The organism is Christiangramia aestuarii (assembly GCF_009735585.1).
Classification (GTDB): domain Bacteria; phylum Bacteroidota; class Bacteroidia; order Flavobacteriales; family Flavobacteriaceae; genus Christiangramia; species Christiangramia aestuarii.
The window spans coordinates 169,947-194,672 of the sequence record NZ_VJVW01000004.1 but is presented as its reverse complement, the minus strand read 5'-3'; the positions used below and the strand labels follow the sequence as shown (position 1 = coordinate 194,672).

At 43.5% G+C, this 24,726-nt stretch carries 26 protein-coding genes and 1 tRNA gene; 14 read left to right on the top strand and 13 right to left on the bottom strand.

Annotated elements, in window-relative coordinates:
• Positions 1–2 precede the first annotated feature (2 nt).
• Complete coding sequence (locus FLP08_RS11270) at positions 3–431, bottom strand: Rieske (2Fe-2S) protein (protein WP_156276845.1); 429 nt, start codon at positions 429–431, stop codon at positions 3–5.
• A gap of 249 nt (positions 432–680) precedes the next feature.
• Here FLP08_RS11270 and greA point away from each other — a divergent pair, with 249 nt between their 5' ends.
• From greA to FLP08_RS11255, 3 genes are all read left to right on the top strand, one after another.
• A complete protein-coding gene (greA, locus tag FLP08_RS11265) occupies positions 681–1,157 on the top strand; it encodes a transcription elongation factor GreA (protein ID WP_156276844.1) in 477 nt (158 codons plus the stop codon).
• A 97-nt stretch (positions 1,158–1,254) separates the two neighbouring features.
• Positions 1,255–1,650 carry an HIT family protein gene (locus FLP08_RS11260; protein ID WP_156276843.1) on the top strand — a complete coding sequence of 132 codons (396 nt, stop codon included), beginning with the start codon at positions 1,255–1,257 and terminating at the stop codon, positions 1,648–1,650.
• The gene (locus FLP08_RS11255) at positions 1,647–2,060 is read left to right on the top strand and encodes a thioesterase family protein (protein ID WP_162431046.1); all 414 of its coding nucleotides are present in this window, start codon (positions 1,647–1,649) and stop codon (positions 2,058–2,060) included. The genes FLP08_RS11260 and FLP08_RS11255 overlap by 4 nt, the downstream gene beginning before the upstream one ends.
• On the opposite strand, the gene FLP08_RS11250 is transcribed toward FLP08_RS11255, so the two are convergent.
• Positions 2,057–3,205, bottom strand: coding sequence for a sensor histidine kinase (locus tag FLP08_RS11250; RefSeq protein ID WP_156276842.1), 1,149 nt, complete (start codon positions 3,203–3,205; stop codon positions 2,057–2,059). The genes FLP08_RS11255 and FLP08_RS11250 overlap by 4 nt on opposite strands.
• 114 nt (positions 3,206–3,319) lie before the next feature.
• Between FLP08_RS11250 and FLP08_RS11245 the strand changes: the two genes are divergently transcribed.
• The 3 genes from FLP08_RS11245 (at position 3,320) to aat (ending at position 5,377) form a co-directional block, all read left to right on the top strand.
• Positions 3,320–4,192, top strand: coding sequence for a flavin reductase family protein (locus FLP08_RS11245; RefSeq protein WP_156276841.1), 873 nt, complete (start codon positions 3,320–3,322; stop codon positions 4,190–4,192).
• Positions 4,193–4,200: 8 nt separating this feature from the next.
• Positions 4,201–4,575: a DUF3127 domain-containing protein gene (locus tag FLP08_RS11240; protein ID WP_156276840.1), complete on the top strand. Its 375-nt coding sequence runs from the start codon at positions 4,201–4,203 to the stop codon at positions 4,573–4,575.
• 163 nt (positions 4,576–4,738) lie between these two features.
• Complete coding sequence (gene aat, locus FLP08_RS11235; RefSeq protein ID WP_162431044.1) at positions 4,739–5,377, top strand: leucyl/phenylalanyl-tRNA--protein transferase; 639 nt, start codon at positions 4,739–4,741, stop codon at positions 5,375–5,377.
• Here aat and FLP08_RS11230 read toward each other — a convergent pair.
• The 8 genes from FLP08_RS11230 to FLP08_RS11195 are packed head-to-tail and all read right to left on the bottom strand — an operon-like array spanning position 5,370 to position 10,644.
• Positions 5,370–6,053: a DUF2490 domain-containing protein gene (locus FLP08_RS11230; protein WP_156276839.1), complete on the bottom strand. Its 684-nt coding sequence runs from the start codon at positions 6,051–6,053 to the stop codon at positions 5,370–5,372. The two genes, aat and FLP08_RS11230, sit on opposite strands and share 8 nt — an antisense overlap.
• The gene (locus FLP08_RS11225; protein WP_162431042.1) at positions 6,034–6,585 is read right to left on the bottom strand and encodes a hypothetical protein; all 552 of its coding nucleotides are present in this window, start codon (positions 6,583–6,585) and stop codon (positions 6,034–6,036) included. The genes FLP08_RS11230 and FLP08_RS11225 overlap by 20 nt, the downstream gene beginning before the upstream one ends.
• A gap of 26 nt (positions 6,586–6,611) precedes the next feature.
• Positions 6,612–7,208: a DNA-3-methyladenine glycosylase I gene (locus tag FLP08_RS11220; protein ID WP_156276837.1), complete on the bottom strand. Its 597-nt coding sequence runs from the start codon at positions 7,206–7,208 to the stop codon at positions 6,612–6,614.
• A 4-nt stretch (positions 7,209–7,212) separates the two neighbouring features.
• Positions 7,213–7,938: an energy transducer TonB family protein gene (locus FLP08_RS11215; RefSeq protein ID WP_156276836.1), complete on the bottom strand. Its 726-nt coding sequence runs from the start codon at positions 7,936–7,938 to the stop codon at positions 7,213–7,215.
• Positions 7,939–7,960: 22 nt separating this feature from the next.
• Positions 7,961–8,677, bottom strand: a complete 717-nt coding sequence (gene truB, locus FLP08_RS11210; RefSeq protein ID WP_156276835.1) for a tRNA pseudouridine(55) synthase TruB — start codon at positions 8,675–8,677, stop codon at positions 7,961–7,963.
• The gene (locus FLP08_RS11205; RefSeq protein ID WP_156276834.1) at positions 8,667–9,461 is read right to left on the bottom strand and encodes an undecaprenyl-diphosphate phosphatase; all 795 of its coding nucleotides are present in this window, start codon (positions 9,459–9,461) and stop codon (positions 8,667–8,669) included. Before FLP08_RS11205 ends, truB begins: the two co-directional genes overlap by 11 nt.
• 5 nt (positions 9,462–9,466) lie before the next feature.
• Complete coding sequence (locus tag FLP08_RS11200; RefSeq protein WP_156276833.1) at positions 9,467–9,724, bottom strand: DUF3098 domain-containing protein; 258 nt, start codon at positions 9,722–9,724, stop codon at positions 9,467–9,469.
• Between the two features lie 41 nt (positions 9,725–9,765).
• Entirely contained in the window at positions 9,766–10,644 is an 879-nt protein-coding gene (locus FLP08_RS11195) for a cell division protein FtsX (RefSeq protein WP_156276832.1), read from the bottom strand.
• 393 nt (positions 10,645–11,037) lie between these two features.
• Here FLP08_RS11195 and FLP08_RS11190 point away from each other — a divergent pair, with 393 nt between their 5' ends.
• The 3 genes from FLP08_RS11190 to ald all read left to right on the top strand — a co-directional run bounded on the left by FLP08_RS11190 (position 11,038) and on the right by ald (position 16,141).
• Complete coding sequence (locus FLP08_RS11190; RefSeq protein WP_156276831.1) at positions 11,038–11,970, top strand: ketopantoate reductase family protein; 933 nt, start codon at positions 11,038–11,040, stop codon at positions 11,968–11,970.
• Between the two features lie 153 nt (positions 11,971–12,123).
• Positions 12,124–14,937, top strand: a complete 2,814-nt coding sequence (gene leuS / locus FLP08_RS11185; RefSeq protein WP_156276830.1) for a leucine--tRNA ligase — start codon at positions 12,124–12,126, stop codon at positions 14,935–14,937.
• A 103-nt stretch (positions 14,938–15,040) separates the two neighbouring features.
• Positions 15,041–16,141: an alanine dehydrogenase gene (gene ald, locus FLP08_RS11180; protein WP_156276829.1), complete on the top strand. Its 1,101-nt coding sequence runs from the start codon at positions 15,041–15,043 to the stop codon at positions 16,139–16,141.
• A gap of 3 nt (positions 16,142–16,144) precedes the next feature.
• On the opposite strand, the gene rimM is transcribed toward ald, so the two are convergent.
• Positions 16,145–16,672, bottom strand: coding sequence for a ribosome maturation factor RimM (rimM, locus tag FLP08_RS11175; RefSeq protein ID WP_156276828.1), 528 nt, complete (start codon positions 16,670–16,672; stop codon positions 16,145–16,147).
• Positions 16,673–16,686: 14 nt separating this feature from the next.
• Entirely contained in the window at positions 16,687–17,268 is a 582-nt protein-coding gene (locus FLP08_RS11170; RefSeq protein ID WP_156276827.1) for a 30S ribosomal protein S16, read from the bottom strand.
• A gap of 270 nt (positions 17,269–17,538) precedes the next feature.
• Here FLP08_RS11170 and FLP08_RS11165 point away from each other — a divergent pair, with 270 nt between their 5' ends.
• On the top strand, positions 17,539–17,985 hold the full coding sequence (locus FLP08_RS11165) for a ferritin-like domain-containing protein (RefSeq protein ID WP_156276826.1): 447 nt from the start codon (positions 17,539–17,541) through the stop codon (positions 17,983–17,985).
• Between the two features lie 288 nt (positions 17,986–18,273).
• Positions 18,274–22,659 carry a DNA polymerase III subunit alpha gene (dnaE, locus tag FLP08_RS11160; RefSeq protein ID WP_156276825.1) on the top strand — a complete coding sequence of 1,462 codons (4,386 nt, stop codon included), beginning with the start codon at positions 18,274–18,276 and terminating at the stop codon, positions 22,657–22,659.
• A gap of 16 nt (positions 22,660–22,675) precedes the next feature.
• On the opposite strand, the gene FLP08_RS11155 is transcribed toward dnaE, so the two are convergent.
• Positions 22,676–22,861 (bottom strand): hypothetical protein, encoded by a 186-nt coding sequence (locus FLP08_RS11155; RefSeq protein ID WP_156276824.1) that lies wholly within the window; start codon positions 22,859–22,861, stop codon positions 22,676–22,678.
• An 84-nt stretch (positions 22,862–22,945) separates the two neighbouring features.
• On the opposite strand from FLP08_RS11155, the gene trxA reads away from it, so the two are divergent.
• From trxA to FLP08_RS11140, 3 genes are all read left to right on the top strand, one after another.
• Positions 22,946–23,263 (top strand): thioredoxin, encoded by a 318-nt coding sequence (trxA, locus tag FLP08_RS11150; protein WP_156276823.1) that lies wholly within the window; start codon positions 22,946–22,948, stop codon positions 23,261–23,263.
• A gap of 173 nt (positions 23,264–23,436) precedes the next feature.
• The gene (locus FLP08_RS11145) at positions 23,437–24,366 is read left to right on the top strand and encodes a DUF58 domain-containing protein (RefSeq protein WP_156276822.1); all 930 of its coding nucleotides are present in this window, start codon (positions 23,437–23,439) and stop codon (positions 24,364–24,366) included.
• Positions 24,367–24,452: 86 nt separating this feature from the next.
• Positions 24,453–24,526 (top strand) — tRNA-Asp (locus tag FLP08_RS11140).
• The last annotated feature ends 200 nt before the right edge of the window (positions 24,527–24,726 follow it).

The window sequence follows — 24,726 nt, the reverse complement described above, 5'->3', positions numbered from 1 at the left end:
TTTTAATTATATACTTCCAGGCTGTTACCAGAACGCGTCACCCTGTAAGGCTTCATGGTATATTCTCCTTCTCCCTGTGTAAGTTCCCCGGTGATAATGTTGTATTGGTTACCATCACAGCCGCAGCTGGCTATAACACCATTCAGGGTCATCCCGGAACAGTTGCTAGGCGGGTGATTGGGGTCGCTTAGTTCAAAGGCTACATATTGGGAATTGTTTATGTTGTAGATCACCACTCCACGCACCCCGTGGTTGTATGTTGCGAAAGAATTTCCCGGGTACTGCAGGTCATTATATTCGGGAAAGCTCAGGTTAAGCTGAAACCTGAAATTAAGGTCGGGTAAGTTGGGGTTATTCCTGAGTTCATCATCAGATCCTGAGCAGCTCAAAAGGCTTATGAACAGGGGTAAAAAGAAGACTAATTTTTTCATGAAAAAATGCGTTATGGCGAAAATAATATAATTGTTCTTAATGATTAAATTTCATACATTTGTTAAAGAAATCCCGCTAAAAATGGGATTTTTTCTGTTAATGATACAATAGTTTAACCCCGGAGAGCTAAAACTTTTAAGTTCCGGGCAATCCCTTATCTGGGGGTTCAGTTTATTACTAAAGTCATTATAAGGTATTTTCCGGTAACGGGCATAGCCCTGACCGTGAATTATTAAAACGATAAAGTTATGAGCAAAGTATCTTATTATACCCCTGAAGGGTTAAAAAAGCTTCGGGATGAGCTTAATCATCTCAAAGATGTTGAGAGACCAAAAGCTTCTCAGGCCATAGCCGAAGCACGCGATAAAGGAGATCTTAGTGAAAATGCAGAATACGACGCTGCCAAGGAAGCACAGGGTCTTTTAGAAATGAAGATTTCCAAACTGGAAGAAGTAGTGGCCAATGCACGGGTGATAGACGAATCCCAACTGGATACTTCTAAGGTATTGGTGCACTCCCATGTGAAGATAAAGAATAAGACCAATGGTGCCGAAATGCAATATAAGCTGGTAGCCCAGAGCGAAGCCGACCTGAAATCAGGAAAGATTTCTGTAGATTCACCAATAGGTAAAGGGCTTCTGGGAAAAGAGGTGGGTGACACCGCCGAGATTGAAGTGCCAAACGGAACCGTTAAATTCGAGGTTATCGAGATCTGGAGGGAATAAGCCGGGCCATATAAGTTAAAAATCTATCCTTTTCTTTCATCTGTAATTTACGATTTGAGAAAAGGATTTTTTATTTTTATTAAAAACCAACCTAATCATGTCTACACTATTCACCAAGATTGTAAAAGGAGAAGTGCCTGCCTATAAAGTAGCCGAGAACAGTAAGTTCTTGGCTTTTCTTGATATCAGGCCCAATGCAAAAGGACACGTACTGTGTATCCCGAAAAAGGAAGTCGATAAGATCTGGGATCTTGAAGAAGAAATGTACCAGGAATTGATGCGATTTACCCGAAGGGTATCGCTGGCACTTTCTCAAACCGTAAGCTGTAAAAGAGTGGGGATGGCCGTTGTAGGACTGGAAGTTCCTCATACCCATGTACACCTTATCCCGCTAAACAGCATGAAGAATATGGATTTTTCCAACCATGTGGAAATGAGCGACGAGGAGTTCAAGGAACTGGCAGCTGCTATTAGCGCAAATGTAGAGCTGTGACCGGGAATTCAGATTATAAATTGAGCCTGGAGCTAAGAATAGACTGGGGTGACCTGGATATGTACGAACATGTTAACAATGTTTCCTACATGCAATACCTTCAAAGCGGAAGGGTAAATTTCTGGGAGGCCAGTGGCATTCATGAGTTCTACCGCAATTCCAGCCAGGGCACCATGCTGGTGTCCACCAAATGCGACTTCAGGAAATCCCTGCACTATCCGGGAAAGGCTGTTATTAAGACCGGACTGGATTTTATTGGCAATAAAAGCTTCGGCCTAAAGCATATTATTTTAAATGAGAAGGGGGAGATCTGTGCTGAAGGAAAGGATGTGGTAGTTTGTTTCGATTTCAAAGAAAATAAAACCTTTCCCGTGCCCGACTGGATGAGAGAAAAGATCTCTGAATTTTAAACTTTTCTAAGGCTTATCTGGAAGGTAGTTCCTTTATTTATCTCACTGCGGGCGACCTTTATCTTGCCGCGGTGATATTCTTCGATGATCCTTTTAGCCAGGGATAATCCCAGTCCCCAACCTCGTTTTTTAGTGGTTTGCCCGGGCTCGAAGATCAGCCTGAACTTATTCTTGTCTATTCCCTTACCCGTATCGGTGATATAGATATGTGCCTGTTTCATATCCTGCTTGATCTCGATCATGAGTTCCCCTTTCCCACGCATGGCATCTATTGCGTTCTTCACCAGGTTCTCTATGGTCCAGCTGTATAGCTGTTCATTCAGCATGACATTGATGGGTTGCCTCGGCGCCCTCAGGCTGAAATCGATAAGATCTGAGCTCCGGGTCTTTAAATAATTAAAACTGTCCTTGGTCGCGGCGACTATATCGGTCTGCTGTAAATTTGGCGAGGAACCTATCTTGGAAAATCTTTCGGTGATTGTCTTTAATCGGTCAATATCCTTTTCTATTTCCTCCACATAAGAGGGGTTCACGTCCTCGGTTTTCAATATCTCAGCCCAGCCGATTAAAGAGCTTAAGGGTGTTCCAATCTGGTGTGCAGTTTCCTTGGCCATTCCGGCCCAGAGCTTGTTTTGTTCGCTGTTTTTGGTGGTGGTATAAAAGAAATAGACCACCCCGATAAATAGGAAGCCTATCAGGGTAAGGCCAATGGGGTAATATTTGAGTTTGTTCAGGGCCGGTGAATTGCCGTAATACAGGTACTGGATCTGGTTGTCGCCAAGGTCTACAGCTATAGGCTCATTTTCGTCTTTGAGGTCCTCGAGATATTCTTTCAGCCGTTCCGGGTCTTCCAGGATGGTAGGGTCAATATTGGTGGTATAGGCAATTTCGCCATTTTCATCGGTATGGATAATGGGGATGGTAGTGTTGTTGTTCAGGATCTCCAGAATAAGGCTTAGGTCGGCATCTTCAGGGGCATTGCTAAGTTCCTCCTGTGCCTGAGCCCAAATATTCATCTTGGCCCGTTCATCTTCTTTTAGTCGCTGAAAAAATATACTTGTATTCCAGAGCACCAGGACGATGACCACAAGGCAGGAAATAATGATAAACCAGCGATTAAAGCTGCGTTCGTCGGGTAGATTCATGTATTTTTCCGGCTTTTTACAAAAATAAATATAAGCGTTTTAAAACTATTTTTATTGTTATGCTTCGCTTTTCATTCCCTGCCCGATTCTTTATCTTTGGCAAAAATTAATTCTATGTTCAGTATAGAACCCAAGGACGTAAGTGTCGGGAAATTACATCAATACCTTCTGGGTGCCGTAGGTCCAAGGCCTATTGCCTTTGCAAGTACGATTGATGAAGACGGAAATCCTAATCTTTCACCTTTTAGTTTTTTCAATGTTTTTGGCGCTAACCCGCCAGTAATGATCTTTTCTCCGGCAAGAAGAGGAAGGGATAACACCACCAAACATACTTTTGAGAACGCTAAAAAGATAGATGAGGTGGTGATCAATATCGTGAATTACGATATAGTTCAGCAAATGTCACTTTCCAGTACCGAATATGCTGAAGGGGTGAACGAATTTGAGAAAGCAGGGCTTACCATGCTTAAATCTGATCTCGTTAAGCCATTCAGGGTTGCAGAATCTCCGGTTCAGTTTGAATGTAAAGTGAAGGAGATCATCGAAACCGGGACTGAAGGAGGTGCCGGCAACCTGGTGATCTGCCACGTGGTTAAAATGCATATCAAAGAAGAAATTCTTGATGAAGATGGTTATATAGACCAGCATAAGATAGACCAGGTGGCCCGGATGGGGGGAAACTGGTATACACGTGCCAAAGAGGGCATGTTCGAGGTTCCTAAACCACTTTCAACTTTAGGGATCGGGGTAGACGCCATGCCTGAAGGAGTAAGGACCAGTGAGGTGCTAACCGGAAATGACCTGGGTAAACTAGGGAATGTAGAAGCCTTGCCAGAAAACGGAGAAATCGAGGAATTTCTGAAGGCGAATCCGCAAGAAGCCGAACTTGTAAAAACCGGCGATAAAATAAAAATTCATAAACAGGCGCAGGTCTACCTTGAAAAAGGTGAGCCACAGGATGCCTGGAAAATACTATTAGCAAAATAACAGAGACAATGGAAGTACAGGGAAAAATTAAACTTATTGGCGATACCAAGACATTCGGAAGCAACGGATTTCAGAAGAGGGAGATGGTAGTGACTACCGAGGAGCAGTATCCGCAGCATTTATTGATAGAATTCGTTCAGGATAAATGCAGCCTTCTGGATGCTTACCAGGTAGGGCAGCCGGTAAAGGTAGGAGTGAACTTAAGAGGACGTGAGTGGGTAAGCCCACAGGGAGAAACCAAATACTTCAACTCTATCCAGGGATGGAGAATAGAGAATCTTGCTGCTCAGCAACCAACCGGAGGCTCTAATGTACCGCCACCAGACCAGTTCGAACCAGCAAGTGATCTTAACGAAGAAGATTACGACGATCTTCCGTTCTAGATAATGTTATGTTGTCCCGAAGCTTCGGGAGTTCAACATCTTTCGAGACCCTGAATCAAGTTCAGGGTGACGTAAATCAGGTTACGAATATTCTTATAAAAAATAAAAGTCCGGTTAGAATTCTCACCGGACTTTTTTATTTTCAGAAGCTAAATCCAGAGAAGTGTATTTCATAGGTCCAAAAGAAAAATTTCCTCCCGTTAGCTTTGCCGATGAAGATGGTTTACTTGCAGTTAGCCGGGAACTAAGTCCTGAAAGGCTCAAGGAAGCATACAGTTTGGGCATTTATCCCTGGTATAATGAGGGGCAGCCGGTTTTATGGTGGTCCCCAGATCCCCGTATGGTTCTTTTTCCGGAAAAACTGAAGATTGCCAGGAGTATGCGACCCTTGCTGAACCAGGATAGATTCAGGGTGACCTTTAACCAGGAATTCGAGAAGGTGATAGAGAATTGTGGTGCCATAGACCGGAAGGGTCAGGACGGGACCTGGATCACCCCGGAGATAAAGGAGAATTATCTCAAGTTACACCACGAAGGTATCGCTGTTTCCACTGAAGTCTGGGATGATGAAAAACTGGTTGGCGGACTTTATGGAATTTATCTTCGGGAAAATAAGGTCTTTTGCGGCGAAAGTATGTTCGCGAAAGCCAGTAATGCTTCAAAATTCGGATTTATCAGGCTGGTTCAGAAACTAAAGGAAGAAGGGGTGAAACTCATAGATTGCCAGATCTATACCAGTCACCTGGAAAGCCTGGGGGGAGAAGAGATCCCGAGAAAGGACTTCCTGGAATACCTTAAATAGAGATCGTAAGCCCTCCAATAAGGAACAGGCCGTGGAAAGAGTTAAGATTGTAATCTTCCAGTCTGTACTGCAGGCCTATATCTGCCTTGTTCCCGTTACCAATATCCTTACCCAGCGAAATATCGAACCTTTGTCCCAGTTCTGGTTTTTCTTCTTTGGCCAGGCTCAATAAGGCTTCGGTGCTCATAACCAAGAAATATTCATTTTGATCTATCCTTTCACCATCCAGCGGTAATTCTACCGAGAACTGGTATCTGCCCCGATAAACCGTTAGTTCCCTGAACCTTTGTTCAAACCTGAACCTGTGAGCTACTTTAATGGCGTTATACTTTCTTGACCGGCTGTATTGCTGGGTGATCCTGATCTCATCTTCCACAGTATCTTCAAAAAGCTCGTTGAACCGGTATCGAAGCCCCAGGCTCAATTTCCCATAAAAACCAACCTCATAACTGGTGAAATGGCTCAATTCGATGAAATTCACCTTGAATTGACTGGTCTCATTAAAATATAAAAGATCTCGATTGGTGATCCCGAAGTTGAAGGACCATCGGTTTGGACGGTCAATATTAATGGCGATATCGGGTTCGGCCTGAATGGCGAAATTTTGAGCCTGGGAGGTGAAGCCCACTAGCAGGAAAATTACAAGTAGAAAGAATCTAGAAGATGAGGTAGTCATATGAATTTCTGATTATTTCTCTTTCACTTTCAAAATTTCCATCGGCATCAAAAAGCATTTCATATTTCTTCAATTTTCCTTTGTTCTTGGTCGCCACGATGAGTTCATAATGATCAGGGGAGTTGGATTCGAACTTTTTTGCACGGTTCATCGTTTTTTCGGCATCCTCCTTCTTCGAGAGATATTGGGTCTGTATCTTTTCTAATTTAAACCTGTCATGCTGTTGCCCAAGGTAATTCTCTATATTTTTCAGGACTTCAGGTTTCAGGTCTTTTTTCTTTACCTGCACCTCGATGTCTTCCAGTTTCCCTTTTTCATTGAACTCGACGCTAAACCTGTGCCGGTTAAACTTGAACTTGGCTTCATAGCTTTCCTTGTCACCATCGGTTTCGTGGTAATGTCTAAGCTTATTAATGTCTTCAGGAAGATTTTTCAAAAGGTATTGCTGTGCCTTTTCTGGCATCTCTTCCCGCTCTATATCTTCTTCCTTTTCGATCTTTTTGTCCTGAGATGTGGCAAATATCGGAAGCATTAGAATTATTATAAGTAACAAATGTTTCATAGGAGCTTCACTTTTTGGCCTAATTTTTTTACGGGCTTATGGCGGAAACAATCTACCTCGTGATCGTTCACCATTCCGGTAGCCTGCATGTGTGCATATATCACCGTGGAACCAACAAATTTGAAACCTCTTTTCTTAAGGTCCTTGCTAAGCCTGTCGCTGATCTCTGTCGTGGCCGGTGCGGTTTTGTAATCTTCAATATCATTCTGAATAGGACTTCCTTCAACAAAACTCCAGATGTACCTGCTAAAACTGCCGAATTCCTCCTGGATCTTCATGAATTCCCTGGCGTTGGTGACCGCCGCTCTTATTTTCATCTGGTTCCTGATGATACCAGCATTTTGCATGAGTTCGGTAACCTTGGCATCCTTATACTGTGCAATTTTCCGGTAGTCAAAGTTATCAAAAGCATCCCGGAAATTGTTGCGTTTTCTAAGGACGGTGATCCAGCTAAGTCCAGCCTGGAAGGTCTCCAGGGTTAGGAATTCAAAAAGTGTGTCGTCGTCAAGGACGGGAACACCCCATTCGTGATCGTGGTAGGCCTCATAAAGTGGGTCACCCTCGCACCATCCGCAACGTTTGATTTCAGCCATAATTTTAAGATCTAAAGTGATACGTGATCGTCCCGATCTGGGAATCCCTGCCCGCCAGTTTACTAAACCTGGCACCGGCCGAATATTTCAGGGCACGATCTGTAAGACATTCATTGGTGGTAGAAGAACTGGCCTTGTTAACCGAAGAATCGATCACATAGCCATTGGCATCTACCGTGATATTGATCACGATCTTCCCGGCTCTGTCACAGGTATAGACAGGATTTGGGATTTTCACCGCGCGTCTGCCTTTCAAAGAAAATGATATGGAACTATAGTCGTAAATCGCCGATTTCTGCGAAGCTTCCTGGGAAGAATTGTCTCCGTCTGATCGTTTCTTCTTTTCTTCAGAATTCTTTCGATTCATGGCATAATTACCTTCAGAACCTTCGGTTTCATCATTTTCTGCCTGCTCCTGTTCGGCGCTGTTCTTCTGGAAAATCTCGTCCAGTTTATTTTTGAAATCGGCTTCCCGGGTTTCCTTGTCCTGATTATAGGCCTGGTGGGTTTGGATATTTCTCCGGCTTTGTTCCTGAGGCTTTTGCTCTTCAGGTTCCAGCTTCTCCTTCTCGGTAACCTTGAACTGGTCTAGGTCCACAAGCATCTCGGCCGTTTCCTGATTTCCGTTGGCAAGCTTAAAATTGTATAATGCCAGCATCAGGACAGCAAAAGATAGCGTGGTTAGGATAAGCGCTTTATGCTTATCGAAAAAATTGTCGAAAAAATCCATACCTAGTTAACAGTCAGCCGACTTAATTATTCTCTCGTGAAGGTAGCAATTTTTCGAAAGATTCTAAATCCATCGCGTTTTCTACAGAATATTCACCGATACCGGTCCTGCGTAAGGCTGAAAGATGGGCACCGCTGTTCAAAGCCAGCCCGAATTCATGTGCCAGGCTGCGTATATAGGTCCCTTTGCTGCATACTACCCTGAAGTCAACCTCCGGAAAGGTTTTGGTATCGATCTCGAATTCTGAAATTTCTATCTTCCTTTTCTTTACCTCAACTTCCTTGCCTTCGCGGGCATATTCGTAAAGTCTTTTTCCGTCCTTCTTCAGTGCAGAGAATACGGGCGGGGTTTGTTCAATTTCACCGATAAATTTTTTCTTGGTTTCCTGAAGTAATTCTTCGGAAATATGGTCTGTAGGGAATTTTTCGTCAATTTCGGTCTCCAGATCAAAAGATGGGGTCGTTGCTCCCAGGCTAATGGTGCCGGTATACTCCTTAACCTGTCCCTGGAGTTCAGGAATGGTTTTAGTGAACTTTCCTGTACAAATGATCAAAAGTCCGGTGGCGAGAGGATCTAAAGTTCCAGCATGACCAACCTTAATCTTTTTGATATTACAGCTTCTTTTAATGAGCCATCTAACCTTATTAACCAACTGGAAAGAGGTCCAGTTAAGGGGTTTGTCAAAAAGTAATACCTGGCCTGTTTTGAATTCTTCCAGGCTAAATTCTTTATTGCGCATATGCAAAAATAATAGCCGCGAGACCCACTACAAAACAATAAATAGCAAACCATGAAAGTTTGCTTTTCTTTACAAGTGCGATCATCCAGGTACATGCAGCCAGGCCGGCTATGAAAGCTGCTACAAAACCTATGGCTAGAATGGAAAAATCTGCCGAGCTCTCCATAAGTTCGCCGCTAAGAATATCCTTGGCGATCTTTCCGAAGATAAGTGGTACGACCATCAAAAATGAGAACCTTGCCGCTTTGGTCTTGTCGTTCCCAAGTAATACAGAAGTTGAAATTGTAGCTCCACTTCGCGAGATTCCAGGTAGCATGGCGATGGCCTGGGAAACCCCGATCACAAAAGCATTTAGATAACTAACTTTTTTGCCGGTGTCTTTTGCCTTATCTGCCAGCCATAGAAGCAGTGCAGTGATCAAAAGCATGAATCCTACGAAAAGTATGTTGCCTCCAAATAGAGCTTCCAATTGCTCTTCGAATAAAAGCCCAACTACCACGGCCGGGATCATTGAAACTATGATCTTTAATGAGAACTGGGTTTCCTCGTTCCACTTAAAGCTTAGTAAGCCTCCAATGATCTCAAAAACATCCTTTCTGAAAACTACCAGGGTACTCAATGCGGTGGCGAAATGCAGCACCACGGTGAATAAAAGAGATTCTTCAGGAACACTGGTGTTCCCTAAGATCGCTTTTCCTAATTCTAAATGTCCACTGGAGGATACAGGTAAAAATTCGGTAAGTCCCTGGATGATACCAAGGATCACGGCGTCTAATACGTCCAAACTTATTATTTTTTATTGGGATTCAGCAATATGGCGTATACCTCGATGGCAAAGCCAATAAGCACCAGTGCCGGTGCAAGTCGAATTCTTTGAAAGTTATAGATAGCGTCGTTGAACTCATTTGGGTCTTCGCTACCACCGCCAGACATTAAAATAAAACCTAGCGCAATCACCGCAATCCCTATAAACATAAAGGTGTAGTTCTTCTTCCCGAAAACAAAGCCGGTATTGAAGCTTCCTTTTATTTTATTCTTTTCAGTCATTTGTTAAACTTATAAGCTTAAAGCTTTAGGCTTATAGCTTTTTAATAATATAATTCGTCTGTTTTCAGATTCAGAAAACGCGAGGTGGCAAAATACGTACTAATCCATGTAATTACAATTCCCATCAGGAAAATTCCGGAGAACAGGATCGTAAGCATCTTGATATCTCCCAGTAGATTAAGTTCGGTAAAACTATTGTTGAGATAATATAGCACGGCTGCCATCCCGATAAGAGCGAGGATAGCACCTATAAGCCCCAGTTTTACGCTTTGCCAGATGAACGGCCTCCTGATAAAACCTTTGGTCGCGCCCACCATTTGCATGGTCTTAATGATGAATCTTTTTGAATATACCGCCAGCCTTATGCTGCTATTGATCAAAAGCACCGCGATAAAAGTGAATACGGCGCTGGCTATTAAAACCCAGAAACTGATCTTTTTCACATTATCGTTGAGAAGCGCTATAAGAGGTTTGTCATAAACGACCTCATCTACAAAATTCTTCGAAGTTAGATCTGCTGCGATCTTGTCTACCTGTTCTGAAGAGACAAAATCGGCATTCATGTAAACGTCAATGGAATTCTGAAGGGGGTTATAACCCAAAAACTCCATAAAATCTTCTCCGATCTCTTTGCTGTGCGCCTCGGCCGCATCTTCCTTGGAAACGTAGGTGGTCGACTTGGTATAATCTGCCATGGCCAGGCTTTTCTTTAGCTGTTCGATCTCAACTTCTTTTGCATTATCCTTAAGGTAGACGGTTAGGGCGATCTGCTCTTTGAAATGATCGGCGACCTTTTTGGTGTTCAATACCAAAAGGCCAAGCATTCCCAAAAGGAACAATACCAAAGAAATACTGATAACTACTGAAAAATAGGAAGATATGAGTCGGCGTTTCTGATACCTTTCAAAAGATGTGGTCATAGAGGGACTTCAGATTTTTTGTAAAAATAAGAAAGTTAAGTTTTCCTAATCTTTAAAACGTTTAAACTTTTGAAAATATTGGGAGTATCCTAAATAAGTTACCGGACTATTGGTTTGATTGGTCATGCTGTCCCGAAACCTCGGGAGGTTCAGCATCACTAGAGACCCTGAAACAAGTTCAGGGTGACGGTGAAGACTAAGAAGAATAATAGATGATGCTGAGGGCAGCCGTCGTATGATTTGCTGAATATCACATTTCGACTTCGTTCAATGTGATATATGTTTTGTCATTCCGGGCGCAGTCAAAGAATCTCTTTAGACCCTGAAACTCTCGAAACCTCGGGACAGGGTGACGTTCGATTTAAGTTTGCTAAATTTGATAAAAACGGAACAATGGAAATACTGGTTTACGGAATTGGCGGAGTTGGAGGCTATTTTGGTGGCAGGCTTGCGAATGCCGGATTAAATGTTAGTATGATCGCCAGGGGAGAGCACCTGAAGCAGATACAGGATCATGGACTTGAGGTTGAAAGTATTAAGGGTGATTTCAGGGTAAAGCCTAAAATGGCAACTTCAGATGTTGCTGAAGTTCCGACACCAGACCTTATCATACTCGGCATCAAATCCTGGCAGATCCCTTCAGTCGCAGCTGAGCTGAAAACAATTATTGGCGAAAATACGGTGATCCTTCCCCTGCAAAATGGAGCCGATAATTATGAAAAACTGGTCGAAATACTTCCGAAGAAGAATGTGCTGGCCGGATTATGCTTCATTGTGAGTTATGTTGAAAAACCTGGGAAAATAAAGCATGCTTCTTATGAGCCGAAGATCGTTTTTGGTGAGGCAGATAATTCCAAATCAGACCGGGTGATGCAGATTCACGATATCCTGGACGAGGCAGGGATTGAGAATAATATCCCGGATAGTATCCAGCTGGAGATCTGGAAAAAGTTCCTGTTCATTTGTACGGTAAGTGGAATTGGCGGACTCACCCGGGTTCCCATAGACAAAATCAGGGATAGTGAATACCTATATAAAATGATGAGGGATTCGGCAAAAGAGATTAACGAAATAGGCAAAGCCAAAGGAATTCCGCTCACAGAAAAGCACCTGGAAATGGTCTTTGAGATCATCAACTCGCAGCCGGAGGGGACAACGGCTTCCACTCAGAGGGATATCATGAATGGCAAACCTTCGGAACTGGAAAATTTTAACGGCTTCATCGTAAGGGAGGGCGAAAAGCTCGGCTTAAAAACTCCAGTGAATCGCTTTATCTACGAATGCCTCAAACCAATGGAGACCGAAGCTCGAAACTCTTCGCAATAGACAGCGTCATCTTTCCTAATAAGTCACTGAAAATTGTATTTTTGCAGGCAGGTTAAAATACGTCACCCCGAACTCGTTTCAGGGTCTTGTGTTAGATGCTGAAACTCCCGAGGCTTCGGGACAGCATGACGAGAGACTAAAGAAAAGCAGAAGATGAGTTACCACTTTAATACGATCGAAGAGAAATGGCAGAAATACTGGGCCGAAAACCAGACTTTCCAGGCCAAGAATAATTCTGATAAACCAAAATATTATGTGCTGGACATGTTTCCTTACCCATCTGGAGCGGGACTGCATGTTGGTCACCCACTGGGCTATATAGCCAGTGATATCTATGCCCGTTTCAAGAGGCATAAAGGATTTAATGTGTTGCATCCACAGGGATATGATAGTTTCGGACTTCCTGCAGAGCAGTATGCCATACAAACCGGGCAGCACCCGGCGGTAACTACAGAAAACAATATCGCTCGATATCGAGAGCAACTGGATAAGATCGGGTTTTCTTTCGACTGGAGTCGTGAGGTGAGAACCAGCGAGCCAGATTATTATAAGTGGACGCAATGGATCTTTATCCAGCTTTTCGAAAGCTGGTATGACCAGGAAGCTGAAAAGTCCCGACCAATTTCTGAACTGGAAGAGATCTTTACTTCAGAAGGTAATTCTCGAGTGAATGCGGCCTGCGATGATGATACGGAAGAATTTTCAGCAGATAATTGGAAGGCTTATTCCCAGGATGAGAAAGAGCGCATTTTACTGAAATATAGGCTCACATATCTGGCCGAGGCCGAAGTGAACTGGTGTCCACAACTTGGAACGGTACTGGCGAATGACGAGATCGTGAACGGGGTTTCCGAAAGAGGTGGTTATCCGGTAGTAAGAAAGAAAATGACCCAGTGGAGCATGCGTATTTCGGCTTTTGCTGAAAGGCTGCTTCAGGATCTTAATAAGATAGACTGGACCGAAAGTTTGAAGGAGAGTCAGCGTAACTGGATCGGGAAATCGGTTGGAGCGCAAGTTAAGTTCCAGGTGATGAATTCAGATCATCAATTTGAGGTCTTTACCACCCGACCTGATACCATCTTTGGCGTTAGTTTTATGACCCTGGCTCCCGAACATGAACTGGTTGACAAGATCACACCCGAAGACCGCAAAGAAGAAGTTCAGGCATATATCGAGGCAACGGCGAAAAGAAGTGAACGCGAGCGTATGGCCGATGTGAAGACCATAAGTGGCGTTTTCACAGGAGCATATGCCGAGCATCCATTCACTAAAGAACCTGTGCCTATCTGGATTGGAGATTATGTACTTGCGGGTTATGGAACCGGCGCCGTGATGGCCGTACCATGTGGTGACCAGCGAGATCACGATTTCGCGAGACATTTTGATCTTCCAATTCCGAATATTTTCGAAAACGTAGATGTCTCCGAAGAAGCCCACGCGGGTAAGGAAGGCACGGTGATCGCTAATTCAGATTTTCTAAGCGGACTTGAATATAAAGAGGCGTTGAATAAAGTAATTCTTGAATTGGAGAAAACCGGTCAGGGTTACGGGAAGACAAATTACAGGTTGAGAGACGCAGTTTTCAGCCGTCAAAGATACTGGGGAGAACCATTCCCGGTTTATTATGTGAATGGCCTGCCGAAAATGATCGACCTTGAGCATCTTCCTTTAAGATTGCCTGAAGTTGAAAAATACCTCCCAACCGAAACCGGTGAGCCTCCATTAGGAAATGCTACTGATTGGGCCTGGGATACAAAGAATAACAAGGTGGTTTCGAATTCTGAAATAGATGATGAGACCGTATTTCCTTTAGAGCTGAACACCATGCCTGGATGGGCGGGAAGCAGCTGGTACCTTTTCAGGTATATGGATGCCGGGAATCCAGATCGTTTTGTTTCAGAAGAAGCTCAGAAATACTGGGAAAACGTAGATCTGTATATCGGTGGTAGTGAGCATGCTACCGGTCACTTATTATATTCCAGATTCTGGACCAAATTCTTACATGATCGCGGTTGGTTGACCGTTGAAGAGCCGTTCAAAAAGCTGATCAACCAGGGAATGATCCTTGGGACCAGTGCTTTTGTATATAGACTTGAAGGTGAGAATGTATTTGTTTCTAAGAACCAGATCAAGGGCAATAATGTTCAGCCAATCCATGCTGATGTTTCCCTAGTGAACGCTTCAGATGAGCTGGATGTGGAAGGTTTTAAAAAGTGGCGTCCTGAATTTGCAGATGCTAAATTCCTTACCGAAGACGGAAAATATATCGTAGGAAGGGAAGTGGAGAAAATGTCTAAGTCCAAGTACAATGTCGTGAATCCTGATGAGATCTGTAAGGATTATGGTGCCGATACTTTAAGGATGTATGAAATGTTCCTAGGTCCGCTGGACCAAGCGAAACCATGGAATACCGCCGGGATCACGGGAGTGCATAACTTCCTGAAGAAGCTTTGGAAATTATACCATAATGGCGAGGAATTTTCAGTTTCTGATGATAAAGCTTCGGCTGATTCCCTAAAAACTTTACACAAAACCATTAAAAAGGTGACCGAGGATATTGAAGATTTTAGTTTTAATACTTCAGTGTCTACCTTTATGATCTGTGTGAACGAGCTAACTGCGCAAAAGTGCAATAGCCGCGAAGTACTTGAGCCTTTGGCAGTGCTAATTGCTCCTTATGCTCCGCATATTGCTGAGGAATTGTGGGAGAAACTAGGTAATTCAGAATCTGTTACTACTGTAAAATATCCTGAATTCGAAGAGAAATTCCTGGTGGAAAGCACAAAGAACTATCCGGTTTCCTTTAACGGAAAGATGAGATTCACCATGGAGCTTCCATTGGATATGAGCAAGGATGAAATTGAGAAAAATGTGCTGGAAGATGAAAGAACAAAAAATCAATTAGACGGTTCAACCCCTAAAAAAGTGATAGTGGTTCCTGGTAAAATTATAAATATCGTAATTTAACCCCCTGTAAAATATCATTTAGGGGTGTCAAATGTGAAAAAATACTTTTGACGCCCCTTTTTTATTTTTCTTTTTTAATTTTCCCGAAACTAAAACTTCTATTATGAAAATCGGGATCCCAAAAGAGATCAAAAACAATGAAAGCAGGGTAGGTATGACTCCTGCCGGTGTGCTGGAACTTACCAAGCTTGGCCACGATGTCTATATACAGTCAATTGCCGGTGATAGCAGCGGTTTTGATGATGAAGATTATCATGTTGCCGGGGCAAAAGTTCTACCAACTATAGACCGTGTCTACGAGATTGCAGATATGATCGTAAAGGTAAAAGAGCCTATCGAGCAGGAATATGATCTCATCAGGGAAGACCAGATCATTTTTACTTATTTCCATTTCGCCTCAAACCAAAGGCTTACCGAGGCTATGCTGAGGTCAAAATCCATTTGCATTGCTTATGAAACCGTGGAAAACGAATCTGGTGCGCTCCCACTGCTTACGCCTATGAGCGAGGTGGCAGGAAGAATGGCCATTCAGCAGGGAGCTAAATATCTTGAAAAACCTGTTAAGGGCAAAGGCTTATTATTGGGAGGGGTGCCAGGAGTTCCACCGGGAAAGGTTCTTGTTTTGGGAGCGGGTACCGTAGGGATTCAGGCGGCGAAAATGGCTGCGGGACTTGGTGCACAGGTGACCGTGCTGGACGTGAATATGGACAGGTTGCGCTATGTGAACGATATCATGCCCAGTCATGTGGTGACAGAGTTCTCCAATGAATACAACATCAGGAAACATATAAAGACTAGTGACCTTATCATTGGCGGGGTGCTCATTACCGGTGCCAAAGCGCCTAAATTGATCACCCGTGCCATGCTTAAGGAAATGCAGTCGGGAACGGTGATCGTAGATGTCGCGGTAGACCAGGGAGGATGTATAGAAACTACCAGGCCAACTACCCACGAGGAGCCTGCCTATATCATCGATGAGATCGTGCATTACTGTGTGGCCAATATGCCGGGTGCGGTACCGCATACTTCTACCATAGCGCTAACCAATGTAACCTTGCCCTATGTATTAAAACTGGCTGAAAATGGCTGGAAAAAGGCTTGTGATGAGGATAAAAGTCTCGAGAAGGGATTGAATATAATTTCCGGAAAGATCGTCTATGACCCGATCCTGGAAGCTTTTGACTGGAAAGAGGCTTTCGCTTAGAGTTTAACCCAGGTAAAGGTCTATAAGGCCTTCTGGGGTAACCACACGAATTTGCCTGTTCTTCTTGTCTACTTTTTGGATGAACTCATCGTTCATTGGGATAAGAACCTGTTTGCCGTCCTTGTTTATTTCAAAAAGAGCCTGGGCGGTAGAATCGTTAATGGATACGATCTTGCCAATATTTCCATGATCCTCATCAAGCACATCAAAGCCAATGATCTCGTGGAAATAGAATTTGTCTTCCGGCAGCTCTGGTAAAAGGTTCAGAGGAAGGTAAAGATCGGCTCCCACCATGTCTTCGGCATCCTCTTCAGTGTCTATGTCTTCGAACTTCGCACGAAGCAGGGTGCTTTTATGCAGGTAAGACCTTTCAATAAAAAATGGAACCAGGTTTTCGTTGTATTCAACGAAAACCGATTCCATTTCAGTGTAAGTTTCGGGTTCATCGGTGTCCAGTTTTATGAGCACCTCTCCCTTAAAGCTAAATTTCCCAACGATTCTTCCAAGATAGAAGCATTCTTCCTTAGTCATCGCAGGTTGCTTTTTTAAGCGTCTTTTTTCTCTTCAGTTTTAGCTTCTTCTGCAGTTGCAGCGCCCACTTCTTCTTCAGCATTCTCTACAGTAGCCTCATCTGTGGCTTCAGCAGTTCTTTCAGCTTCAGCAGCTGCAGCGGCAGCAGCTTCTTTTGCTTCAGCTTCACGCTTAGCGTTAACTTCTTTTTCAGCTTCTAAAGCTTTTGCTTTTTCAGCTTCTTTTTCTTTTGCTAAAGAATCTTTCTTAGCATCTACCTGTCCTTCTTTTTCTTCTAACCATGCTTTGAATTTCTCCTCAGCCTGCTCTTCAGTCAAAGCTCCTTTTCTTACACCTACTGCAAGGTGTTTCTTAAGAAGGGCTCCTTTGTAAGAAAGGATAGCACGAGCGGTATCGGTTGGTTGAGCACCATTTTGCAACCACTGTACAGCTCCGTCTACATCTAATTCGATAGTAGCTGGATTTGTGTTAGGGTTGTAGATTCCCAATTTCTCCAAAAATTTACCGTCTCTTTTAGCGCGGGTATCCGCAGCTACGATCCAGAAAAAAGGTTTTCCTTTTTTACCGTGTCTCTGTAATCTTATTTTTACTGGCATAAAAATTAAATTTTGGGGTTCTCGACCCCGGTTATTAATAAGTGTGCAAAGATACTACATTTTTCTAATTTCCAAGGCTTTCTGTGATTAATTTCAGGGAGTGTATCGAGGTGAAGATCAGGGTGTTTTAAACTGTTCTTTGTGAAGAATTTTAGTTAAAACTTTCGCCTGTTGTTAAAAGAGGTTAATTAGTGCTAAACCCTGTTAAAGAGGTTGTTGACCTAGGCTTGTGACCTTATCTTTACTCGAAAGAAAAATTAAAAATACGCTATGAGTTATTCTAAAGAGATATCTAAAAAACTGAATGAATTACTAGAGAAAAATTATGATGCGGAAAAAGGGTATAAACTGGCCGCAGAAAAAGTAAAAAGGGAAGATCTTAAAGTTTTCTTTGCAGAAAGAGCTCAGGAAAGGTATGATTTTGGCCATGAGCTGAAGTCTGAGATCCGCAATTTTGGCGAGAATCCTGAAAAAGGTTCCAGCCTAGCTGCAGACGCTCACCGTTCCTGGATGAACCTTAAAACCAGCCTTTCTGGAGACAAGGATGAAGCAGTGCTGGAAGAAGCTATTCGTGGTGAAAAAGCTGCGGTAGAAGAATATGAAAATGTATTGAAGGAATCTGAGATCCCTGCTTCTACGGCTAACATCCTAATGAAACAAAAAAACGGAATTGTCGCTTCCTTAAATGAAGTGAAGACGCTGGAAAAGCAAGCATAATTTACTACTATAAAAGTCTTTCGGGAAAATCACCCCAATGACACGATACTGAAGGATTGTAAACCCTAAGATGCGAGCAATGTTTGATTGAAGTAGTAGTAGTTTTTAGTGTTCGTATCAGGCCTCACAAATATTCTGAATTTTCAGAATTTTGTGAGGCTTTTTTTATCGTTGATAATTCCTTAAAACTAAGTTTTATTTCGGCGCTAAAGTTCCTTATTTTAGCCCGGATAATTCAGCCTGCTGGATTCCAAAATCATCTTCTGAAAAGGCTTAAAATACTAAGGAATGTACCTCATTTTTGATACCGAAACCACCGGACTTCCCAAGCGCTGGGACGCACCTCTAACCGATGCTGACAACTGGCCGCGATGTATACAGATCGCCTGGCAGGTGCACGATGAGATGGGAAATCTTGTCGAAAACCAGGATTACCTGGTGCAGCCTGAAGGTTTCGATATTCCTTATGATTCTGAACGTATTCATGGCATCTCGACAGACCTTGCCAAGGAGCAGGGAATTCCACTGGACGAGGTACTGGAAAAGTTCAATGCCGCCCTGAAAAAATCCAAATTCGTGGTGGGACAAAATGTAGGTTTCGACCTGAATATTATGGGGGCAGAATTCCTTCGCAGGAATTTTGAAAATAGCCTTCAGGAAATGCCTGTTTTGGATACCTGTACCGAAAAGACCGCCGAACTTTGCAAGATCCCCGGAGGTAGGGGAGGAAAGTTCAAGCTACCTACGCTTACCGAGTTGCATGAATTCCTTTTCGACGAGGCTTTTGCTGAAGCTCACAACGCGACCGCCGATGTGGAGGCGACCACCCGCTGTTTCCTGGAGCTTATCCGTCAGAGAATATACACCGTGGAAGAGCTGGATGTGCCTTCAGACTATTTTGAGAATTTCTCAGAGGCCAATCCGCAGAGGATCGAGCTTATCGGGCTGAAGCATATCAATTTAAAAAAGGCTTCGGATAAGATCAGGAAAAGGCTGGAAAAACAGCAGCCTTCAGATGACATTTCCAAAGAAGAGATACAGGAAAACCTTGAAAAACTGGATGAAGTACCTTTTGCTCATCTGCACAATCACTCCCAGTTCTCGGTTCTTCAATCTACTATTAGTATTCCGGATCTTGTGGCGGCAGCTGCCGAAGAAAATATGAATGCCGTGGCCCTTACCGATCATGCCAATATGATGGGCGCTTTCCACTTTGTGAAAGAAGTTGGTGCCTATAATAAAAGTATTGCCGATCATAATGCAACTGCTGAAGAAAACGGCGAAGATCTGAAAAAGCCGCTCAAAGCGATCATGGGTTGCGAGTTTTTCGTTTGTGAGAACCATACCGACAAGAGCCGGAAAGATAATGGTTACCAGATAGTGATGCTGGCCAAGAACAAGAACGGATATCACAACCTGGCGAAAATGTCTTCCATGGCCTATACAGATGGATTCTATTATGTACCGCGTATAGACAGGGAGGTGATTAAAAAATATAAAGAAGATGTGATCGTGCTAACGGGAAACCTTTATGGTGAGGTTCCCAGCAAGATCCTGAATGTTGGAGAAAAGCAGGCAGAAGAAGCTTTGCTGTGGTGGAAAGAGGAATTTGGCGAAGATCTTTATATCGAGATCATGCGCCACGACCAGGAAGATGAGAACAGGGTGAATCCTGTTCTGGTTGAATTTTCCAAAAAACATGATATAAAACTGGTCGCGACCAATAATACCTATTACTGGAAACAGGAAGATGCCAATGCCCATGATATTTTACTTTGTGTAAAGGATGGGGAAAAGCAGGCGACTCCAATAGGCCGTGGCCGTGGATACAGATATGGTTTACCGAATGAAGAATATTACTTCAAGAGCGGTAACGAAATGAAGAAACTCTTCAAGGATCTGCCCGAGGCCATTAGCAATATCCAGGAGGTTGTAGATAAGATCGAGCCATTTGAACTGGCACGTGATGTACTGCTTCCGGCTTTCGAGATCCCTGAAAAATTCCTGAGTGAAGAAGATAAGCTAGACGGTGGTAAAAGAGGTGAAAATGCCTATTTAAAGCATATCACCTTTGAAGGAGCTAAAGAAAGATACGGTGAGATCACTGATGATATTGCCGAAAGACTGAACTTTGAACTTTCGGTAATTGAAAATACAGGATATCCAGGGTATTTCCTTATCGTGGAAGACTTTATACGTGCCGCCCGAGAGATGGGTGTTTCGGTGGGGCCGGGACGTGGATCGGCAGCGGGATCTGCGGTAGCTTATTGTCTTGGAATTACCAATATAGACCCCATTAAGTATGACCTGCTTTTTGAGAGGTTCCTGAATCCGGATCGTGTGAGTATGCCCGATATTGATATCGACTTCGATGATGAAGGCCGAAGCAGGGTAATGGATTACGTGATCAAGAAATACGGGGCTAATCAGGTGGCGCAGATCATCACCTACGGGACCATGGCGGCGAAATCCTCTATCAGGGATACGGCCAGGGTACTGGACCTTCCACTAATGGAAGCTGATAGGATCGCCAAACTTATCCCAAATACCAAGCTAGGAAAGCTATTCGCTATGGACGATAAGGCGATCAAGTCCAAATTCCGTGGAGATGAGGTAGAGAAAATAAACGAATTATTCAATATAGCTGAAGGGGACGACCTGGAGGCAGAAACGATCAACCAGGCTCGAGTACTGGAAGGATCGGTACGAAATACTGGGATCCATGCCTGTGGGGTGATCATTACCCCCGGGGACATTACCAACTATGTGCCGGTATCTGTGGCTAAAGACTCCGATCTTTATGTGACTCAGTTCGATAACTCGGTGGTGGAAAGCGCCGGACTGCTAAAAATGGATTTCCTGGGTCTTAAGACGCTGACCTTAATTAAGGATACGGTGAAAATTGTAAAGGGCAGACACGGGATTGAACTAGATCCGGATAGTTTCCCGCTTGATGATGAGGAAACCTATAAACTCTTCCAGCGAGGAGAAACCGTCGGGATCTTTCAGTACGAATCTCCCGGGATGCAGAAACACATGCAATCGTTAAAGCCTACGGTCTTTGATGATCTTATTGCCATGAACGCATTGTACCGTCCGGGGCCGATGGAGTATATTCCAAGTTTCATTGCCAGGAAGCACGGGGATGAGGAGATCTCTTACGACCTTCCGGAAATGGAGGAGTACCTGGAAGAGACCTACGGAATTACAGTGTACCAGGAGCAGGTGATGCTGCTGTCGCAAAAACTGGCTGGTTTCTCCAAGGGTGAAGCCGACATGCTTCGTAAGGCGATGGGTAAAAAGATCGCAGCCCTGCTGGCACAGTTGAAGCCTAAATTCATTGGCGGTGGTAAGGAAAAAGGACATCCCGAAGAGGTGCTGGAAAAGATATGGAAAGACTGGGAGGCCTTTGCGTCCTACGCCTTTAACAAATCTCACTCTACCTGTTATGCCTGGATCGCCTACCAAACCGCTTATTTGAAAGCGCATTATCCCGCGGAATATATGGCGGCGGTGCTTTCTAACAATATGAACGACATCAAACAAGTGACCTTCTTTATGGAGGAATGTAAGCGTATGAAGCTGAACGTGCTTGGGCCAGATGTGAATGAATCTTATTATAAGTTCTCTGTAAATAAGGACAACGCGGTACGCTTCGGAATGGGAGCGATCAAGGGTGTTGGAGCAGGAGCAGTAGCAACCATCGTAGAAAACAGGAAAGGAAAAGAAGGACCTTATCGATCCATATTCGATATGGCCAAAAGAATAGACCTGAGAGCAGCCAATAAAAAGGCTTTTGAGAACCTGGCCCTGGCCGGTGGTTTCGATGGCTTTGGTAATACCCACAGGGCACAATATTTCCATGATGATGGCAGTGGAATGAGCTTTCTGGAAAAGGTGGTCAAGTATGCCCAGAAGTACCAGGAAAATGAGAATTCATCGCAGGTAAGCCTTTTTGGTGAGGCCAGTGACGTGCAGATCCCGGAGCCAGAGGTTCCCGGATGCGAGGAATGGGGTACCATGGAAAAACTACGTCGTGAAAAAGAGGTTGTTGGAATCTATATTTCGGGACATCCCCTGGATGATTTCAAGATAGAAATGAACTACTTCTGTAACGGTAAATTATCAGATTGCAGGAACCTGGAAACCATCGTGAACAGGGAGCTTACCCTTGGATGCGTGGTGGTAGATGTGCAGCACAGGACCTCCAAGAACGGAAAAGGCTGGGCCATCTTCACTGTTGAAGATTATGATGAATCTTATGAGTTCAAGATCTTCGGGGAAGAATATCTTAAGCTGAAGCATTTCTTCGTGCCGAACAACTTCATACATATGAAGATCTTCGTAAAGGAAGGATGGACGAATAAGGATACCGGGAAGAAGGGAGAACCAAGGATACAGTTCAGGGATATTACCCTTTTACATGATGTGATGGATAAGAATGCACGCAAGCTTACCATACAGATGAACATAGACGACCTGAGGGAAGAAAAGATAGAATGGCTGAAGGATACTTTTATGGCACACAAAGGAGACTGCCATTTAAATTTTGTTGTTTATGAAATGAAGGAGCAGGTGAAGCTTCGGTTACCAAGTAGAAAGCATAAGATAAGGATCTCGCAGGAGCTTATAGAAGCTTTGGAAGCAGAACAGTTTATGTATAAGTTGAATTAGAACATTAAGTAAATCGTCAAGCTGAACTTGTTTCAGCTTCTCTTTTGTGAAATCCAGATACTCCCGAAGCATCGAGACAGGATGATGGGAAGTAGAGAACCTGGGCCAGGGATTGAGGCAAGCTACCGCGCAGCGCCGAAAGCCCGGCCACGCCAAAGGCGTGGGGACCCCAGATAAAGCATACCAATATGCTTATAGTCAAATAAAATATTGGTGGTGTAAGGAATAATTATTTTATTGACTACTTTTACGAATCAAATTAAAAACATAGAAAAAATAACATATTATGGCTGTTGAAATAACTGACGCAAATTTTGAAGAACAGGTGCTTAAAAGCGATAAGCCTGTAATGGTAGATTTCTGGGCTGCATGGTGTGGACCATGTAGAATGGTAGGACCGATCATCGACGAACTTAGTTCTGAATATGACGGGAAAGCCGTGGTTGGAAAACTTGATGTTGACGCTAACCAGGAATTCGCTGCTAAGTACGGTGTAAGAAACATTCCTACAGTGCTGGTATTTCAAAACGGAGAAGTTGTAGGACGTCAGGTTGGAGTTGCTCCAAAACAAACTTATGCTGACGCTATCGACCAGTTATTGTAATAACTGAATTAAAGATAAAATCAAGCCTCGCAATTCGCGGGGCTTTTTTTATTCAGAAACTTAAGGTATTTTAATGCTTTGGAAAGCAAGGTGACCTTTTCTGGTTTCCGCATTAATCAAAAATACTTTAATCCCAGCCAGAGGGTACTGCCCGGGCTTGCAGATAGCATCTTATGAACATAGAGAAAGAACTTCACGAAACCGGCGGATTTTTAAACCTGGACCTTTTGGCCAGGCAGGTGGTGGAGGGCTATATCTCGGGAATGCACAAGAGTCCGTTTCACGGCTTCTCTGCCGAGTTTGCCGAGCATAAGATCTATAACAACGGGGAGAGCACCCGGCATATCGACTGGAAACTTTTCGCCAAAACGGATAAATTGTATACCCGGCGCTATGAGGAAGAAACGAATTTGAGGTGTCATTTAATCCTGGACAATTCGGCTTCCATGCATTACCCTGCGAAGAAGCAACAAAATATCGGCTCTTTGAACAAGATCGGGTTTTCGGTACTGGCTTCGGCCTGTTTAATGGAGATACTGAAGCGACAGAGGGACGCGGTAGGGGTAAGTATCTATAGTGACGAATTCGAGTTCTATGCGCCTGAGAAGTCCAGTGAGCGGCATCATCATATGCTGCTGCACAAGCTTAATGATATCCTGCAGCATCCGGCCAGGAAAAAGAACACCGATACCTATACCTATTTACACCAGATAGCCGAGAAACTGAAGCGGAGATCACTCATTTTCCTGTTTACCGACATGTTCCAGGCAGATGCAGATGAGGAACGGCTGTTCGAAGCTTTAAGACATTTAAAATATAATAGGCACGAGGTAATCCTTTTTCATGTGATCGATGAGAAAAGGGAGCTGGAATTCGATTTCGAGAATACCCCAAGGCGGTTCACCGATGTGGAAACCGGTGCTGAGGTGGATCTATATTCAGATAATATCAGGATAAATTATAAAAAAGCCGTGCAGGAATACCTGGCCGATCTCAAAATGCAATGCGCGAAATACCGCATTAAATACGTCGAGGCAGATATCAATAAAAATTTTGATAAAATAATGACGGCATATTTACTTGAAAAACAAAAGTTTGGCTAGGAGGCGAAAAATTAGTTCGAAAAATTTTAAAAAAAGGTTTGGTGAATCTAAAAAGGGGCGTATATTTGCCCTCGCAATAACGCAACGGTCTGGTAGTTCAGTTGGTTAGAATACCTGCCTGTCACGCAGGGGGTCGCGAGTTCGAGTCTCGTCCAGACCGCAAAATTGCAAAAAAGCTCCTCAAATTGGGGGGCTTTTTTTGGCACTAAAGATTAGTTGTGTTGTTTGTCCCAGGAGACTGGGATGTGTAGTTAACCTGTTAATATCCTATGTTGTGAGGATTGGGTTAACCAATGAAAAGCTTTTTTCCATTTGATGGAAGAAGGCTTTTTTGTTTTTATAGGCTTACTGTTACTTTCT

Bases quoted from the DNA above. Each gene is read 5' to 3' on its own strand.
- FLP08_RS11270 (WP_156276845.1), bottom strand. From the start codon at position 431: ATGAAAAAATTAGTCTTCTTTTTACCCCTGTTCATAAGCCTTTTGAGC.
- greA (WP_156276844.1), top strand. From the start codon at position 681: ATGAGCAAAGTATCTTATTATACCCCTGAAGGGTTAAAAAAGCTTCGG.
- FLP08_RS11260 (WP_156276843.1), top strand. From the start codon at position 1,255: ATGTCTACACTATTCACCAAGATTGTAAAAGGAGAAGTGCCTGCCTAT.
- FLP08_RS11250 (WP_156276842.1), bottom strand. From the start codon at position 3,205: ATGAATCTACCCGACGAACGCAGCTTTAATCGCTGGTTTATCATTATT.
- FLP08_RS11245 (WP_156276841.1), top strand. From the start codon at position 3,320: ATGTTCAGTATAGAACCCAAGGACGTAAGTGTCGGGAAATTACATCAA.
- FLP08_RS11240 (WP_156276840.1), top strand. From the start codon at position 4,201: ATGGAAGTACAGGGAAAAATTAAACTTATTGGCGATACCAAGACATTC.
- FLP08_RS11230 (WP_156276839.1), bottom strand. From the start codon at position 6,053: ATGACTACCTCATCTTCTAGATTCTTTCTACTTGTAATTTTCCTGCTA.
- FLP08_RS11225 (WP_162431042.1), bottom strand. From the start codon at position 6,585: ATGCTTCCGATATTTGCCACATCTCAGGACAAAAAGATCGAAAAGGAA.
- FLP08_RS11220 (WP_156276837.1), bottom strand. From the start codon at position 7,208: ATGGCTGAAATCAAACGTTGCGGATGGTGCGAGGGTGACCCACTTTAT.
- FLP08_RS11215 (WP_156276836.1), bottom strand. From the start codon at position 7,938: ATGGATTTTTTCGACAATTTTTTCGATAAGCATAAAGCGCTTATCCTA.
- truB (WP_156276835.1), bottom strand. From the start codon at position 8,677: ATGCGCAATAAAGAATTTAGCCTGGAAGAATTCAAAACAGGCCAGGTA.
- FLP08_RS11200 (WP_156276833.1), bottom strand. From the start codon at position 9,724: ATGACTGAAAAGAATAAAATAAAAGGAAGCTTCAATACCGGCTTTGTT.
- FLP08_RS11195 (WP_156276832.1), bottom strand. From the start codon at position 10,644: ATGACCACATCTTTTGAAAGGTATCAGAAACGCCGACTCATATCTTCC.
- FLP08_RS11190 (WP_156276831.1), top strand. From the start codon at position 11,038: ATGGAAATACTGGTTTACGGAATTGGCGGAGTTGGAGGCTATTTTGGT.
- leuS (WP_156276830.1), top strand. From the start codon at position 12,124: ATGAGTTACCACTTTAATACGATCGAAGAGAAATGGCAGAAATACTGG.
- ald (WP_156276829.1), top strand. From the start codon at position 15,041: ATGAAAATCGGGATCCCAAAAGAGATCAAAAACAATGAAAGCAGGGTA.
- rimM (WP_156276828.1), bottom strand. From the start codon at position 16,672: ATGACTAAGGAAGAATGCTTCTATCTTGGAAGAATCGTTGGGAAATTT.
- FLP08_RS11170 (WP_156276827.1), bottom strand. From the start codon at position 17,268: ATGCCAGTAAAAATAAGATTACAGAGACACGGTAAAAAAGGAAAACCT.
- FLP08_RS11165 (WP_156276826.1), top strand. From the start codon at position 17,539: ATGAGTTATTCTAAAGAGATATCTAAAAAACTGAATGAATTACTAGAG.
- dnaE (WP_156276825.1), top strand. From the start codon at position 18,274: ATGTACCTCATTTTTGATACCGAAACCACCGGACTTCCCAAGCGCTGG.
- trxA (WP_156276823.1), top strand. From the start codon at position 22,946: ATGGCTGTTGAAATAACTGACGCAAATTTTGAAGAACAGGTGCTTAAA.
- FLP08_RS11145 (WP_156276822.1), top strand. From the start codon at position 23,437: ATGAACATAGAGAAAGAACTTCACGAAACCGGCGGATTTTTAAACCTG.